We start from the raw sequence: 15,035 nt of genomic DNA on the forward strand, positions 1-15,035 counted from the left end.
CGGCGGGCAACAGGCAGGCGGCGGGCAACAGGCGGCGGGCCGGATCAGCCGCCCGCCGCGCGTGCTTTAGTGGTAGCCCTCGCCCTCGCGCACCTTGCCGCGGAACAGCCAGTAGACGAAGGCGATGTAGCCAAGGATCACCGGCAGCATGAAGATGGTGCCGATGAGCATGAACACCTGGCTCGCCGGGGCGGCGGCGGTTTCCCACACGGTGAGCGAGGGCGGCACCAGATAGGGGAAGATCGACACGCCGATGCCGACATAGCCGAGCAGGAACAGGCCGATGACGCCGAAGAAGGGCAGATTGTCATGGCCCTTCTCCAGCCAGCGCCACACCGCATAGGCCAGCACCAGCGTGAGCAGCGGCACCGGCGCGAGGTAGAACAGGTTCGGCGTGGTGAACCAGCGCTCGGCGATGCGCGGGAAGGCGATGGGCGTCCACAGGCTGACAATGCCCATGAAGACGAGCACCGCCGGCAGCAGCAGCTTGGCCCGCGCCCGCGCACGGGCAGCGGCGGCGCCGTCGGTCTTCATGACCAGCCACACGCAGCCGATCAGCGCATAGCCGGCCACCACGCCGACGCCGCACAGCAGGGCGAAGGGGGTGAGCCAGTCCAGCGGGCCGCCAGCGAAGGCGTTGTTCTCCACCTTGATGCCCTGAACGAAGCCGCCCAGCAGCACGCCCTGAAAGAAGGCGGCGAGCGTCGAGCCGCCGGCGAAGGCGATGTTCCACAGGAAGCGGCTGGTGTCCGCGACATGGCGGAACTCGAAGGCGACGCCGCGAAAAACCAGCGCCAGCAGCATGAAGATGACCGGCAGATACAGCGCCGGCATGACGATGGAGTAGGCGAGGGGGAAGGCGACCAAAAGGCCGCCGCCGCCGAGGATGAGCCAGGTTTCGTTGCCGTCCCAGAACGGGGCGACGGAACTCATCATCTGATCCTTCTCGGTCTCGCTGGCCGCGAAGGGGAAGAGAATGCCCATGCCGAGGTCGAAACCGTCCAGCACCACATACATGGCGATGGCGACGGCCAGCAGCAGCGACCAGATGACGGGCAGATACCATTCCATGCCAAGGCCGGTCATGTTCATTCCCCCGGATGGTTGATGGCGGCGCGCGTCGCCTTGTGCGCCGAGGCGAGCGGACGGCTCGGCACGCCTTCCGGCGGCTCGACGGCGGAACCCTGCGGGCCGCGGGCGATCAGGCGGTTGATGTAGTAGATGCCGCCGGAGAACACGATGCCGTAGACGAAGACGAACAGCGCCAGCGTGGTGGCCACCGCCCAGCCCTCGACCGGCGAGATCGCGTCCGCCGTCCGCAATATGCCATAGGCGACCCAGGGCTGGCGGCCGACCTCGGTGACGAACCAGCCGGACAGGATGGTGACGAAGCCGATGGGCCAGATGTGCTGCAGCGGGGCGAGATACCAGTCGGTTTCGAACAGCCGGTGCCGCCAGAGCAGGAACACGCCGAGCCAGCCGACGAGGATCATGACGATGCCGAGCCCGACCATGACGCGGAAGGCGAAGAACGGCACGGCGACCGGCGGGCGCTCGTCGCGCGGGTATTCCTTCAGCCCCTTGAAGGTGTCGTCCCAGCTATGGGTGAGGATGAGGCTGCCCAGATGCGGGATGGCAATCTGGTAGTCGTTGCGCTCTTCCGCTTCATTGGGCCAGGCGAACAGCACCAGCGGCACGCCGCTGGCGCCGGGCTCGTTCTGCCAATGCGCCTCGATGGCGGCGATCTTGGCCGGCTGGTGCGCGAGCGTGTTCAGCCCGTGCGCGTCGCCGATGAAGGCCTGCAGCGGCGCGAGAATGGCGATGAGGCCGAGCGCCATGCGCATCATGGTGCGCCCGTCTTCCGGGTAGCGGCCGGAATAGACATAGCGCGCGCCCACCGCCAGCACCACGAAGGCGGTGGTGAGGTAGCAGGCCGTCACCATATGGGCGAGGCGGTAGGGGAAGCTCGGGTTGAAGATCACCGCCAGCCAGTCCACGGGATGGGCGACGCCGTCGATGATCTCGTGCCCGGCGGGGGTCTGCATCCAGCTATTGGCGGAGAGAATCCAGAAGGCGGAAAGCGTGGTGCCGACCGCGACCATGACGCAGGAGAACACGTGCAGGCCGCGCGGCACCCGGTTCCAGCCGAACAGCATGATGCCGAGGAAGGTCGCTTCCAGGAAGAAGGCGGTCAGCACCTCATAGCCGATGAGCGGGCCGATGACATTGCCGACCACACGGGAGAAATGGCTCCAATTCGTGCCGAACTGGTAGGACAGCACGATGCCGGACACCACGCCCATGGCGAAGGAGACGGCGAAGATCTTGGTGAAGAAGCGGGCGATGCGGTGATAGCGCTCATGCCCGGTGCCGATCCACAGCAGCTCCAGCGTCGCGATATAGGCGGCGAGGCCGATGGTGAAGCTGGGAAAGATGATGTGGAAGGAGACAGTGAAGGCGAACTGAATGCGCGCCAACATTGTGGGATCTAGTTCCATCGCTCACACTCCGCAGTCACCACCAGCGAGGGTGACGCCGGCAGGGTAAGCCGCCGGGCGCGTCAATGGAATGACTCAAATCAGCCGCACCATGGTCAAATTGTCTGAGGTGCACGCCGGCGCTGGGGCGAAAGCCAGAGCACGTCCGGTGAAAGCCCGTTCACCGGACGTGCTCCAGCTTGTTGATTTGACGCATTTTCTTCATGCGGACCGGAGCCCGCGTCGCTCGAAAATGCTCTAGGCGCCGTCGGGCTTTTCCGCCAGCTTCGCCTCGATGGCGAGCAGGTCGCGCCAGGCCATGCGCTTGCCGAGCGGCGTGCGCAGGAGATAGGCGGGGTGGAAGGTGGCCAGCGCGGGGATGACCCGGCGGCCGGTATCGTACGCCATCCAGCGCCCGCGCGCCTTGGTGATTCCGTCGCGTATGCCGAGCAGGGTCTGCGCCGAGGGGCCGCCGAGGCAGACGAGGATGTCCGGGTTCGCCAGTTCGATCTGCCGGCGGATGAAGGGCAGGCAGATGGCGGTTTCCTGCGGGGTCGGCGTGCGGTTGCCCGGCGGGCGCCAGGGCACGACATTGGCGATGTAAGCGCTCGTGCGGTCGATGCCGATCGCCGCCAGCATGCGGTCGAGCAGCTTGCCGGAGCGGCCGACAAAGGGCTTGCCCTCGATATCCTCCTCGCGCCCCGGCGCCTCACCCACCAGCATCAGCCGCGCCGCCGGATTGCCATCGGCGAAGACGAGGCGGGTGGCGGTGTGCTTGAGCGGACAGCCGTCGAAGCTCTCCAGCAGCGCCCGCAGCGCGTCGAGGTCCGGGGCGGAGGCGGCGGCTTCGCGGGCCTCCAGCGCGGCGACATCCGGCGGCGGCGGGGCGGCGGGGCTGAGCAGGGCAGGGGCGGGCGCGACGGCGCGGCGCGCGGCCGGCTCGTCCGCCGGGGGGGATGCGGGCGCACGGGTCAGCGCCGGGCGCGAGGCGTCGCGTGCCGGGGCGGTGGATGGGGCGGCGCGGCTCGCCTCGCTCTCGGCGAAGCGGTTCACCGGCTCTTCGCCCAGCGCGACATCGACTCCCGCCTCCAGATGGAAGGCGAGAATGTCGGCGAGGGCGTCGCGGTCGCCCGCCCAGTCGTCGCCGCTCCCGCTATCGCTAAGTGTCGAACTCATCAGGTGCATTCTATCCCGTCGGAGCGGTGATCCTATCCGTCGCGGGGAGAGTTGTCAGGCCGGGGCAAGCGTGGAAGAAGTCCAATCAGCACCCGGCGGGAGCGGAGAGACGGAATGAATGCGGCGGAACTGCCCGAACGCGAGGCGATGGAGTTCGACGTGGTGGTCGTCGGCGCGGGGCCGGCGGGGCTCGCGGCGGCGATCCGGCTCAAGCAGCTGGACGAAAATCTCTCGGTGGTGGTGGTCGAGAAGGGATCGGAGGTCGGCGCGCACATCCTCTCCGGCGCGGTGGTGGACCCTTCCGGGCTCGACATGCTGTTCCCGGACTGGCGCGCGGAGGCCGACGCGCCGCTGAAGACCCCGGTGACGGATGACCGCTTCTATTTCCTCGGCCCCGCCGGCTCGCTGCGCCTGCCCAATGCGCTGATGCCGCCGCTGATGAACAATCACGGCGCCTATATCGGCTCGCTCGGCAATGTCTGCCGCTGGCTCGCGGCCAAGGCGGAGGGGGTGGGCGTCGAGATCTATCCCGGCTTCGCCGCCGCCGAGGTGCTGTATGAGGACGGCGCGGTCGTCGGCATCGCCACCGGTGACATGGGGATCGGCCGCGACGGCGCGATCACCGACCGCTTCACCCGCGGCATGGAACTCAGGGCCAAATACACGCTGTTCGCGGAAGGCGCGCGCGGCCAGCTCTCCAAGCAGCTCATTGCCCGCTACGGCCTCGATGCCGGGCGCGAGCCGCAGAAATACGGCATCGGCCTCAAGGAATTGTGGACCGTGCCGGCGGACAGGCACCGGCCGGGGCTGGTGCAGCATTCCTTCGGCTGGCCGCTCGACAACGCCACCGGCGGCGGCTCCTTCCTCTACCATATGGAAGACCGGCAGGTGATGGTGGGCTTCGTCGTCCACCTCAACTACGCCAATCCCTGGCTCTCGCCCTTCGAGGAATTCCAGCGCTTCAAGACGCATCCGCTGGTGCGCGAGACGCTGGAGGGCGGCAAGCGGATTTCCTATGGCGCCCGCGCCATTACAGAGGGCGGCTACCAGTCGGTGCCGAAGCTGGTGTTCCCCGGCGGGGCGCTGATCGGCTGCGCCGCCGGCTTCGTCAATGTGCCGCGGATCAAGGGCAGCCATAATGCGGTGCATTCCGGCATGCTCGCCGCCGCCGAGGTGGTGAAGGCGCTCGGTGAGGGGCGCCAGCATGACGAACTCGCGGGCTATGAGGCCGGCTGGCGCCAGTCCGCCATCGGGCGCGATCTGTGGAAGGTGCGCAACGCCAAGCCGCTGTGGTCGAAGCTCGGCACCGCCATCGGTATCGCGCTGGGCGGGGTCGATATGTGGCTGAACACGCTGCTGGGCGTCTCGCCCTTCGGCACGCTGGCGCATGGCAAGCCGGATTCGGCGACGCTGGTGCCGGCCGCAAAGGCGAAGCGGATCGACTACCCCAAGCCGGATGGCGTCGTTTCCTTCGACCGGCTGTCCTCGGTGTTCCTGTCCAACACCAATCACGAGGAAGACCAGCCGATCCACCTCAAAGTCGCCGACATGACGGTGCAGAAAGCCTCGGAACACGATGTCTATGCCGGGCCGTCGGCGCGCTACTGCCCGGCGGGCGTCTATGAATGGGTGGAGGAGGGCGCGGGCCCGCGCTACGTGATCAACGCGCAGAACTGCGTCCACTGCAAGACCTGCGATATCAAGGACCCGAACCGCAACATCACCTGGGTGGCGCCGGAAGGCGGGGGCGGGCCGAACTATCCCAATATGTGAGGAACGACGATGCGGAGCCGTGTTCTCGCCGCCCTGGCGATCGGGGCCAGCCTGTTCATGGGGGGCGGCCTGCCGGCGCGGGCGCAGGAGAAGCCCGACTACGCCCCCTACCGGGAAGGGCTGTTCCTGCGCTACCTCAACGCCGAGTCGGGCGAGATCGACGGCGTGCCGCGCATCGGCCTCTCCTTCGGCGGGCGGCCGCTGCGGGCGGTGATCGATTCCGGTTCCACCGGCATCGTGGTGGCGGCCGAATTCGTCCCCGGCTTCGAGACCATGCCCTCGCTGGGGCCGGCCAAGCTCACCTATTCCAGCTCCGGCCGGGTGATGCTGGGCCAGTGGGTGGTGATGCCGGTCACGCTTTCCGGCCGCGAGGGGGCGAGCGTCACCACCGATCCGCTGCCGGTGCTCGTCGTCACCGAAGTGCAGTGCCTCGACTATGCCCGTGTCTGCCAGCCCACCACCTCGCCGCGCAACATCGCCATGGTCGGTGTCGGCTTCGCCCGCGAGGGCGACAGCCAGAGCCAGAGCACGCCGGACAAGAACCCGCTGCTGCATGTGACCGGCGGCGAGCGGCGGCAGGGCTATATTCTCTCGCCCGAGGGCGTGCATGTCGGGCTCACCGCCGCCAATACGCGCGGCGCCTTCCGCTATGTGAAGCTGGAGCGGCGGCCCGATGGCACGGACTGGGCGCCGCTGCCCGCCTGCATTTCGCTGAACGGCGCCACGCCGCCGGCCTGCGGCACGGTACTGGTCGATACCGGCGTGTCGGTGATGTACATGACGGTGCCGGAAGCGCAGGCGCAGGGGGCGCAAGGCACGCTGCCTCCGGGCACGCAGGTCGCCATCAGCATCGGCACGGAAGAGAGCGCCTTCCCGCTCTACAGCTTCAGCGCGGGGGATGGCGGGCCGGTGACGCCGAGCGCGATCCATCTGCGGGTGGCGGCGGACCGCACCTTCGTCAACACCAGCTACCACCTCTTGAACGGCTTCGACGTGCTGTTCGACGGCGAGGGCGGCTATGTCGGGTTTCGGCCGCGCTGAGGCGCGGCCTTGGTTCGCTCTTGCCGCGCAGAGGCGCGGCCTGGAGTTGAAGTCCTGCCGCGCTGAGGCGCGGCCCGCAACCTTCAGAACAGGCTGAACAGGAACACGGCCAGCAGGATGGCGGCGGCCCAGAGGTCGGTCACCATGGCGACGTTCTCATGCATGGTGCGGTGCGGGCGCATCAGGTGATTAATGCCGGCGAGGCCGAGGAACAGCCCGCCGATGAAGGCCACCGGCAGCGCCCAGATCGAGAACAGGATCGACAACAGCCCCGCGAGGCCGAGGGAGACATTGGCGAAGCCGAGTTCCTGCACCACCACATGCGCGCCCGGCGCGTCGACGCCGAGAATGCCCTTGAGGGTGAAGCCGGGCTTGAGAATCTGCGACAGGCCCGCCAGCAGCAGCCGCACGCCCACCGCCCAGAAGGCGAACCATTTGGTGGCGATGACGATGAAGCTGCCGAGCCCGGTGATGTTGGGGTATTCGGCCGCGATGCTCATCAGCGGCGCCACGACCATCGTCACCGCGACCAACACGTAATACATGCGCCATTCCCCGTGCGGCGGAAGAGCCTTCTCCCGCATTCCCATTCCCCGGCGGCAGTTGGAGCCGGGGAATGGGGCGCTGTCAATCGCGGGGGCGGTTCACGGCGTGCCGAGCGGCAGCACCGCGCCGGCGCGCGTGACCGCAGGCGGATTCCAGCGCCCGGTCAGCGCGTCGGTGCGCGGGGCGTAGAGGCGCATGGTGAGGTTGAACGGGCCTTTCGGCGCCGGCAGCCAGTTCGATTCGCGGTCCGCGCCGGGGCTGTCGGGCTGGATGTAGAGCACCAGCGTGCCGTCCGGCTCGGTCTTCAGTGGCATCCAGCTCGACAGGGCGAAGCGGTCGAGCGGGTTGGCGACCTGGTAGCCGGCCGCGTCATAGAGCGTGACCGACCAGAACGCATCCGCCGGGGGCTGGTGGCCGGGCGGGAAGCGCACCGTGTAGCGGTGCGTCCCGTCCAGCGGGTGCCCGCCGGCATCGACGAAGTTGAGCGGGTAGATGGCGTCTTCCGGCAGATTCGCGCCGAGGCCCTGCTGCGCGACGATGGCGCGCTTGAGATAGTAATTGCCGTACACGCCCATCGTGTCGACATTCATGCTCCAGCCGTTCACCACGTCGGCGAGCGTCGGCACCTTCCACGCCATCAGTTCTTGCGCGCGCGCGGGGGCGGCGTCGATGGCGGCCTTCACCGAGGGCGACTGCGCGCGCGCATCGAACGAGGCACCGGGCACGAGGCCGAGACGCTTCATCTGGGCGAGGATCGGCTGGTCGGTGAGGTGCGGCGGGTGCAGCTTCAGCAGCTCGGCCGCCTTGGCGAAGAAGGCGGGGCCGCTCATGCCGTCCACCTGCAGCTTCGGCGGGGTCTTCACATCCACCGCCGGGTCGATCTTCTGCACCGGCGGCGGCTCCGGCGCGCGGCCCCAGGCGGCGAGCGGGGTGACGCGAAAGCCGGCCTGCACCTTGTGCACGGCGGCATAATCGGCCGGCCCGTCGGTCTTGGTGCGGCCGATGATCCAGACAATGGGCGTCGGCGCGGCGATGCGGGTGAGGCCGGCGGGCACGTCGCCGCTCCAGCCGGGCGGGGTGAGGAGATAGTCCGCCGCCGCCGTGCCGGTGGTGCGCCAACCCGGCGAGGCGAACACGTCGGTCCACATGTCCAGCATCGGCAACAGGTAGTAGCGGCCCTGCGTGTCGGGGGCGGAGATCACCAGCGGCCCGGCGGAGAGGTCGAGCCAGGCGGAGGAATAGAGCGTGTCGAAATTGGGCCGCACCACCGTCTTCATCTCGGCGGTGGGAAAGCCCGGCACATTGACGAACACGTTCATCGGCCCGCCGAGGCCGGAGGACGGCGGCAGGTTGATGAGCTGCTGGCGCGTCACTTCCATGGTGACGAGCGGGTAGAGATAGATATAGGCGTCGCGCGCAATCGTCGCTTCGTCCGGGCCCTCGCTGGCGCGGGCCGGGGTGCCAGCCGCCAGAAATGCCGCCATCAGCGCGGCGGCGCGCCTTGCAATCGCTTTCATGCCTTCCTCCTCGCAGCGCCTTGACGGCGCTTGGCGGCGCCATTGTACCGCCGAGGCAGCGTGCCGTTTTGAGGCGGCGCAAGGCCCTGCCGCAGCTGGATGGGGGATGTCATGAAACTGTAATCCCGGTTTCATCCACCCGTCACCGGGGGCGACTACCCCAAGCCGGTCTTCAACAGGCCGGCGGAGCTCCGATGGCGGCAGCCCTTCAACTCGACCGAGTGAGCAAGACCTACGGGCAGATGCGTGCGGTGGAGAATGTCTCGCTCACCATTCAGCCCGGCGAGCGTGTCGCCCTCATCGGCGCCTCGGGCTCCGGCAAGTCGACGCTGATCCGTCTCGCTTCCGGCCTCATCCTGGCCGACCGCAACGGCGCCGGTTCCGGTGCCGTGCACTCCTTCGGCGTCAAGGTGCAGGAAGGCGGCAAGCTCAGCAGCGAAGTGCGCAGCGCCCGCCGCCATATCGGCCTCGTCTTCCAGCAATTCGCGCTGTCCGGCCGGCTTTCCGTGCTGACCAATGTTCTGGTCGGCGCGCTCGGGCGGATGAACGCGCTGCGCGGCACGCTCGGCCTGTTCAACGCCGATGAACGCCGCACCGCCTATGCCGCGCTCGCCGAGGTCGGCATCGCCCAGCACGCGGCCAAGCGTGCCCGCGAGCTTTCCGGCGGCCAGCAGCAGCGCGTCGCCATCGCCCGCGCGCTGGTGCAGGGCGCCAAGCTGGTGCTCGCCGACGAGCCGATCGCCTCGCTCGACCCCAAGAGCGCCAAGCGGGTGATGGATACGCTCGTGACGATGAGCCGCGACCACGGCATCGCGCTGGTCGTCTCGCTGCATCAGGTGGACTACGCCACCGCCTATTTCGACCGCGTCGTGGCGATGAACGCCGGCAAGGTCGTGTTCGATGGGCCCGCCTCGCAGATCAACGCGGCCTTTTTGACCGAACTCTACGGCGCCAGCGCCGAGGAGCTGATCCTGCCCAGCCAGTTCGTGGTGCCGGCGCCCGCCGATGCCGCTCCCTCCACCCAGACCGTTTCCTGACAGGAGCAACCCCCATGAAGCGTCTCATCGCCGCCGGCCTCGCGCTGGCCGCTCTCGCGAGCACCCCGGTTCGCGCCGAAGAGATCAAGGAGCTGAACTTCGGCTTCATCTCCACCGAGTCCTCGGCCAACCTCGCCAAGAGCTTCGAGCCCCTGCTCAAGGACATGGAAAAGGCCATCGGCATTCCGGTGAAGCCCTTCTTCGTCGGCGACTATGCCGGCGTGATCGAAGGCATGCGCTTCAAGAAGGTCGATATCGGCTGGTTCGGCAACAAGTCGGGCATGGAAGCGGTGGACCGCGCCAATGGCGAAGTGTTCGTCAAGACCGCCAAGCCGGACGGTTCCTCGGGCTATTACGCCCTCATCGTCACCAATGCCGACCGCAAGGACCTGAACGAGCTGAAGGACGTGCTCGACTGCTCGAAGGGCTTCAACTTCGGCAATGGCGACCCGAACTCCACCTCGGGCTTCCTCGTCCCCAGCTACTACGTCTTCGCGCTGAACAATGTCGACCCGAACAAGTGCTACAAGCGCGTCGTGGCCGGCAACCATGAAGCCAACCTGCTCTCGGTCGCCAACAAGCAGGTCGACTTCGCCACCAACAACACCGAAAACATCACCCGCCTGCAGCAGACCCGTCCGGAAGAAGCCGCCAAGATCAAGGAAATCTGGCGCTCGCCGCTGATCGCCGGCGACCCGATCATTTGGCGCAAGGACCTGCCGAACGATCTCAAGGCGAAGATCTACTATTTCTTCATGAGCTATGGCCGCCTCGGCACCGACGAGGAAGTCGCCCACGCCCGCGAAGTTCTCGCCAAGACCTCCGATGGCTGGGGCCCGTTCCTCGCCTCCTCCGACGCCCAGCTGCTGCCGGTCCGCCAGCTTGAGCTGTTCAAGGCCAAGGTGAAGCTGCAGAACGACGACAAGCTCTCGGCCGACGAGAAGGCGAAGAAGATCAGCGAGATCGACGCCAAGCTCGCCGCGCTGGTGGAAGAGCAGAAGAAGTTCCCCGCCATGTGAGACGCGCGGGGCCGCTCGTCCGGTCCCGCCTTCTCGCCATCGACACACGTATCCCGGACGGCCGAAGGGCCGGTCCGGGATCGCTGTGACAGAGCCGCCGACGATTCAGGCCGCACGACGCTCACGGGGATAGCCAATGTTTGCCGCCGCCGACGCCGCCCACCGCACCGCCACGCGCACCATGCCCGCCCCGCCGGTGACACCGCTGGGCACACGCCTGTTCCGTCTCGCGGTCGCGGCGCTCACCATCGTGGTGCTGGTCGCCGCCTGGTACGAGGCGGAAATGAACCCGGCGCAGCTCGTCCGCGACGCCGGCAACATGGCGACGCTCGGCGCCGACTTCCTGCGCCCTGATTTCACCGATTGGGATGTCTACGCCAACGCCATGCTGGAGACGCTGGCGATCGCCATCTGGGGCACGCTGCTCGCCGTCATCGCCGGCATTCCGCTCGGCATCCTCTCGGCCGAGAATGTCGCCCCGCACTGGCTGGCCTTCGTCATCCGCCGGCTGATGGACGCCTGCCGCGCCATCAACGAACTCGTCTTCGCGCTGATCTTCATCGCCGCCGTCGGCCTCGGCCCCTTCGCCGGCGTGCTGGCGCTGTTCATCCACACCACCGGCGTGGTCGCCAAGCTGTTCTCCGAGGCGGTGGAGGCCATCGACCCCGCGCCGGTGGAGGGCATCCGCGGCACGGGCGGCACCTGGCTGCAGGAAATCATCTATGGCGTGCTGCCGCAGGTGCTGCCGCTGTGGATTTCCTATGCGCTCTACCGCTTCGAATCCAATGTCCGCTCCGCCACCGTGCTCGGCATCGTCGGCGGCGGCGGCATCGGCATGACCTTCAACGAGACCATGCGCGGCTTCCTCTATTCGCAGGCCTCGGCGATCCTGATCATCGTCATCATCACCGTGACCGCGCTCGACATGGTGAGCCAGCGCATCCGCAAGAAGTTCATCTGACCGCGCGCCTCCGGGCACCCCAATTCCATCAGAAGCGCGGACGCCCGGCGTCCGCGCTTTTGCCGTTTCGCACGCTAGAGTGCGATCCGATCAGATTGAATCAATCTGCTCGGTAAATCGCCCTCTAACTCCAAGATAGAGAACGCGTTATCCGATCAGCTTGCGATGCAAGCTGATCGGCGCGTGCTCTAGGGGCGGCGGTAGCCCGGCATGGTACGCAAGCTCTCCAATCGGTAATGTGGCGGACACGGTCCCGCCAGCTTCGCCCGGCGTAGATGAGCGGATCGCGACCTCTGCCCGGAGTAGCCCCCTTGCACGCCCTTCGTTCCCTGCTCGCCGATGTCTGGCGGCTCTCCATCCCCTATTTCCGCGGCGAGGACCGCTGGCGCGGCGGGGCGCTGCTGGCGGCGATCATCGCGCTGGAGGTCGGCTGGGTCTATGTGATCGTGCTGCTCAACGAGTGGAACGCGGTGTTCTACAATGCGATCCAGGAGAAGAACTATCCCGCCTTCGTCCACCAGCTCTGGATCTTCGCGCTCTATGCGGCGGTGGCTATCGCCGTGGCGGTGTACCAGATTTATCTGCGCCAGTGGCTGCAGATACGCTGGCGGACCTGGATGACGGAGAAATACCTCACCGCCTGGCTGGCGGACGAGACCCATTACCGCATGCGGCTGAAGGGCGACGAAGCTGACAACCCCGACCAGCGCATCGCCGAAGATATCAGCTCCTATGTCACCCAGACGCTCAGCCTGTTCCTCGGCGTGCTGAACGCGGTGATGACGCTCGCTTCCTTCGCGGTGATCCTGTGGGGCCTGTCGGGCGATTTCTCCTTCAACCTGTTCGGCGCCGACTGGAGAATCCCCGGCTATCTCGTCTGGGCCGCCTTCGCCTATGCGGCGCTCGGCACCTATCTCACCCATCTCATCGGCCAGGTGCTGATCAAGCTGAACTACGACCAGCAGCGTTATGAGGCGAATTACCGCGTCGATCTGGTGCGGGTGCGCGAGAATGGCGAGCAGATCGCACTCATGCAGGGCGGTCCGGTGGAACGCGAGCGCCTGCTCTCCCGCTTCGGCCATGTGGTGCACAATTACTGGGGCATCATGGTCGCGCAGAAGCGCCTGACCTGGTTCACGTCAGGCTATGGCCAGCTCTCGACCGTGTTCCCCTTCGTGGTGGTCGCGCCGGCCTATTTCACCGGCGCGATCCCGCTCGGCCAGCTGATGCAGACCGCCTCCGCCTTCGGTCAGGTGCAAAGCTCGTTCTCTTTCTTCATCAACGCCTATACCACGCTGGCGGAGTGGAAATCGGTGGTCGACCGCCTCGTCGGTTTCGAACGCTCGGTGCAGGAGACGCAGGCCGAGGCGCTGCGCAGCGACTTCCGCCGCGTGCCGGCGCACGGGCCGGCGCCGCTTTCGGCGCAGGCCATGGAGGTGCGGCTGCCGGACGGGCGGGCGCTCTTGGAAGTGGCGGCGCTGGATCTGGCGCGCGGCGAGCGGGTGCTGCTCACCGGCCCTTCGGGCAGCGGCAAGAGCACGCTCTTGCGCGCCATCGCCGGCATCTGGCCGCACGGCCATGGCGAGGTGGCGGTGGCGCCCGGCGCGCGGGTGCTGACCCTGCCGCAGCGGCCCTATCTTCCCTTCGGCACGCTGCGCGGCGCGCTCGCCTATCCCGACCCGCTGGAGAACTATGACGACGAGCGCCTGCGCGAGGCGCTGGAAGCGGTGGGCCTGCCGGCGCTGGCCGCGCGGCTGGACGAGAGCGGGCCCTGGGCCTCGATCCTCTCCGGAGGCGAACAGCAGCGCCTCGCGGTCGCCCGCGCGCTGCTGGTGGCGCCCGACGTGCTGCTGCTCGACGAGGCGACCTCGGCGCTCGACGAGGCGAGCGAGGCGGCGCTCTACCGCCTGCTGCGGGCGCGGCTGCCGCAGACCGCGATGCTCTCCATCGGCCACCGCTCGACGCTGATCGAGCAGCATGAGCGCCAGCTGGTGCTGACCCGCGAGGGCGAGGGGCCGGCGCGGCTGACCGATCTTCCGCCGGCGCCGGCGGCGGCGTGAGCGATCAGCGCGAGGCGGCGGCGCGGGCCTCCGCCTCGATGGCGAGGGTGCGTTCCAGCAGGATCTCGTAGATCGGCCGCCCGCCGAGCGCGAGGAACACCATATGGGCGAAGATGGCGGTGATCATGACCGGCACCAGCACCGCATAGGCGCTGGTGAGTTCCAGCACCAGCACCATGCCGACCAGCGGCGCGCCTATGGTGGCGGCGAACAGCCCGCCCATGGCGGCGATGGCGAAGGTGGTGTGCGCGAGGTCGGGCAAGGTGAAGAACAGGTCGAGCGTGGTGCCGTAGCACAGGCCGATCGTGGTCGCCAAAGCGAGGATCGGCGCGAAGATGCCGCCGGCGACGCCGGTGGAATAGCTCGCCATGGTCATGACGAAGCGCAGCAGCACCACGAACACCAGCATGGCGAGCGGCAGGTTCTCGCGCGTCAGCTGCACCGCCAGCAATTCGCCGCCCTGCGTCGCCTCCGGCCGCACGAACATCAGCACGCCGACGGTGAGGCCGACAAAGCTCGGGAAGATGTAGAAGGAGCTGCGCTGGCCGAGCCGGCGGACATGGTCGAGCGACCACACCAGCGTGCGGTTGAACACGAAGCCGGCCCCGCCGAGGATCACGCCCAAGACGGCGAAGGCCGGCAGCCAGACATAGGGAATGGTGACCGCTTCCAGCAGCATATAGGGACGGCTGCCGGTGAGATATTCGGTGACGATGGCGCTGGCGATGGAGGCCAGCACCACGGCGATATAGGTGCGCGAGGAATAGGGGAACTGCCGGCGCGTTTCCTCGATGACGAACAGCACGGCGGCGAGCGGGGCGTTGAAGGCGGCGGCAAGGCCGGCCGCGCCGCCGGCGGCGAGCAGGCCGCGCATGTCCTCGCCGGACCATTTCATCAAATCGGAGGCCGCCTTGGCGACGGAGGCGCCGATATGGATGGTCGGCCCCTCGCGCCCCAGCACCATGCCGGAGGAAAGTGACAGCAGGCCGGCAACGAACTTCACCGGCAGCACGCGGTGCCAGCGCACCTCGCGCAGCCCTTCCATCGCCCCCTCGATCTCCGGCACGCCGGAGCCGCTGGCTTCCGGCGCGAAGGTGCGCACGAGCCAGAGCGAGACCAGCGTCATGGCGGCGGCGACCAGAGCGGCGGCGGCGTAGAGCGGAAGCCCGTCCAACCCCAGCCCGGTGTCGAGATAGGCCGGCCAGGCGGCGGTGAGTTTCTCGACGCCGACATGAAAGGCCGAGCCGAGAACGCCGACGACAGTGCCCACGCCGATCGCCACGAGGTGATACGCCAGATTTCCCATGCCCGCCCTTCCGCGTCCCAACGGCCCCCGCATCGGTTAGCATCGCCGGGCGGGGATCGGAAGGCATGATGCGACCGTCATGGCCGGGTCGTGCCCGGCCATGACGGCGTGGCGCCTCCGCC

The 15,035-nt window shown here is 67.8% G+C and carries 12 protein-coding genes; 6 read left to right on the forward strand and 6 right to left on the reverse strand.

The genetic code is table 11. The features are described 5' to 3' along the window. Window positions 1-66: 66 nt before the first annotated feature. The 3 genes from cydB to J2S75_RS09335 all read right to left on the reverse strand — a co-directional run bounded on the left by cydB (window position 67) and on the right by J2S75_RS09335 (window position 3,653). A complete protein-coding gene (cydB, locus tag J2S75_RS09325) occupies window positions 67-1,092 on the reverse strand; it encodes a cytochrome d ubiquinol oxidase subunit II (protein WP_307019556.1) in 1,026 nt (341 codons plus the stop codon). Beyond that, a complete protein-coding gene (locus J2S75_RS09330; protein WP_307019557.1) occupies window positions 1,089-2,498 on the reverse strand; it encodes a cytochrome ubiquinol oxidase subunit I in 1,410 nt (469 codons plus the stop codon). Before J2S75_RS09330 ends, cydB begins: the two co-directional genes overlap by 4 nt. A gap of 237 nt (window positions 2,499-2,735) precedes the next feature. Continuing rightward, window positions 2,736-3,653: a uracil-DNA glycosylase gene (locus J2S75_RS09335; RefSeq protein ID WP_307019558.1), complete on the reverse strand. Its 918-nt coding sequence runs from the start codon at window positions 3,651-3,653 to the stop codon at window positions 2,736-2,738. Window positions 3,654-3,767: 114 nt separating this feature from the next. Here J2S75_RS09335 and J2S75_RS09340 point away from each other — a divergent pair, with 114 nt between their 5' ends. Then, window positions 3,768-5,426: an electron transfer flavoprotein-ubiquinone oxidoreductase gene (locus tag J2S75_RS09340; RefSeq protein ID WP_307019559.1), complete on the forward strand. Its 1,659-nt coding sequence runs from the start codon at window positions 3,768-3,770 to the stop codon at window positions 5,424-5,426. A gap of 9 nt (window positions 5,427-5,435) precedes the next feature. After that, a complete protein-coding gene (locus J2S75_RS09345; protein WP_307019560.1) occupies window positions 5,436-6,467 on the forward strand; it encodes a hypothetical protein in 1,032 nt (343 codons plus the stop codon). A gap of 83 nt (window positions 6,468-6,550) precedes the next feature. Here J2S75_RS09345 and J2S75_RS09350 read toward each other — a convergent pair whose 3' ends face one another. Both J2S75_RS09350 and J2S75_RS09355 read right to left on the reverse strand, forming a co-directional pair. Beyond that, window positions 6,551-7,012, reverse strand: a complete 462-nt coding sequence (locus J2S75_RS09350) for a hypothetical protein (protein ID WP_307019561.1) — start codon at window positions 7,010-7,012, stop codon at window positions 6,551-6,553. A gap of 99 nt (window positions 7,013-7,111) precedes the next feature. Next, window positions 7,112-8,530 carry a DUF1254 domain-containing protein gene (locus tag J2S75_RS09355; protein WP_307019562.1) on the reverse strand — a complete coding sequence of 473 codons (1,419 nt, stop codon included), beginning with the start codon at window positions 8,528-8,530 and terminating at the stop codon, window positions 7,112-7,114. Between the two features lie 194 nt (window positions 8,531-8,724). Between J2S75_RS09355 and phnC the strand changes: the two genes are divergently transcribed. The 4 genes from phnC (at window position 8,725) to J2S75_RS09375 (ending at window position 13,607) form a co-directional block, all read left to right on the forward strand. Further along, window positions 8,725-9,567 carry a phosphonate ABC transporter ATP-binding protein gene (gene phnC, locus J2S75_RS09360; RefSeq protein WP_307019563.1) on the forward strand — a complete coding sequence of 281 codons (843 nt, stop codon included), beginning with the start codon at window positions 8,725-8,727 and terminating at the stop codon, window positions 9,565-9,567. Between the two features lie 14 nt (window positions 9,568-9,581). Next, window positions 9,582-10,586, forward strand: coding sequence for a phosphonate ABC transporter substrate-binding protein (gene phnD / locus J2S75_RS09365; RefSeq protein WP_307019565.1), 1,005 nt, complete (start codon window positions 9,582-9,584; stop codon window positions 10,584-10,586). Between the two features lie 136 nt (window positions 10,587-10,722). Beyond that, window positions 10,723-11,547, forward strand: coding sequence for a phosphonate ABC transporter, permease protein PhnE (phnE, locus tag J2S75_RS09370; protein WP_307019566.1), 825 nt, complete (start codon window positions 10,723-10,725; stop codon window positions 11,545-11,547). Between the two features lie 311 nt (window positions 11,548-11,858). Next, a complete protein-coding gene (locus J2S75_RS09375) occupies window positions 11,859-13,607 on the forward strand; it encodes an ABC transporter ATP-binding protein/permease (protein WP_307019567.1) in 1,749 nt (582 codons plus the stop codon). 4 nt (window positions 13,608-13,611) lie between these two features. Here J2S75_RS09375 and clcA read toward each other — a convergent pair whose 3' ends face one another. Next, complete coding sequence (gene clcA, locus J2S75_RS09380; RefSeq protein WP_307019568.1) at window positions 13,612-14,913, reverse strand: H(+)/Cl(-) exchange transporter ClcA; 1,302 nt, start codon at window positions 14,911-14,913, stop codon at window positions 13,612-13,614. Window positions 14,914-15,035 lie beyond the last annotated feature (122 nt).

It is taken from the genome of Ancylobacter polymorphus (genome assembly GCF_030813495.1).
Lineage (GTDB): Bacteria > Pseudomonadota > Alphaproteobacteria > Rhizobiales > Xanthobacteraceae > Ancylobacter > Ancylobacter polymorphus.

Coding starts and splice junctions, on each gene's coding strand:
- cydB (WP_307019556.1), bottom strand. CDS start 1,092: ATGAACATGACCGGCCTTGGCATGGAATGGTATCTGCCCGTCATCTGG.
- J2S75_RS09330 (WP_307019557.1), bottom strand. CDS start 2,498: ATGGAACTAGATCCCACAATGTTGGCGCGCATTCAGTTCGCCTTCACT.
- J2S75_RS09335 (WP_307019558.1), bottom strand. CDS start 3,653: ATGAGTTCGACACTTAGCGATAGCGGGAGCGGCGACGACTGGGCGGGC.
- J2S75_RS09340 (WP_307019559.1), top strand. CDS start 3,768: ATGAATGCGGCGGAACTGCCCGAACGCGAGGCGATGGAGTTCGACGTG.
- J2S75_RS09345 (WP_307019560.1), top strand. CDS start 5,436: ATGCGGAGCCGTGTTCTCGCCGCCCTGGCGATCGGGGCCAGCCTGTTC.
- J2S75_RS09350 (WP_307019561.1), bottom strand. CDS start 7,012: ATGTATTACGTGTTGGTCGCGGTGACGATGGTCGTGGCGCCGCTGATG.
- J2S75_RS09355 (WP_307019562.1), bottom strand. CDS start 8,530: ATGAAAGCGATTGCAAGGCGCGCCGCCGCGCTGATGGCGGCATTTCTG.
- phnC (WP_307019563.1), top strand. CDS start 8,725: ATGGCGGCAGCCCTTCAACTCGACCGAGTGAGCAAGACCTACGGGCAG.
- phnD (WP_307019565.1), top strand. CDS start 9,582: ATGAAGCGTCTCATCGCCGCCGGCCTCGCGCTGGCCGCTCTCGCGAGC.
- phnE (WP_307019566.1), top strand. CDS start 10,723: ATGTTTGCCGCCGCCGACGCCGCCCACCGCACCGCCACGCGCACCATG.
- clcA (WP_307019568.1), bottom strand. CDS start 14,913: ATGGGAAATCTGGCGTATCACCTCGTGGCGATCGGCGTGGGCACTGTC.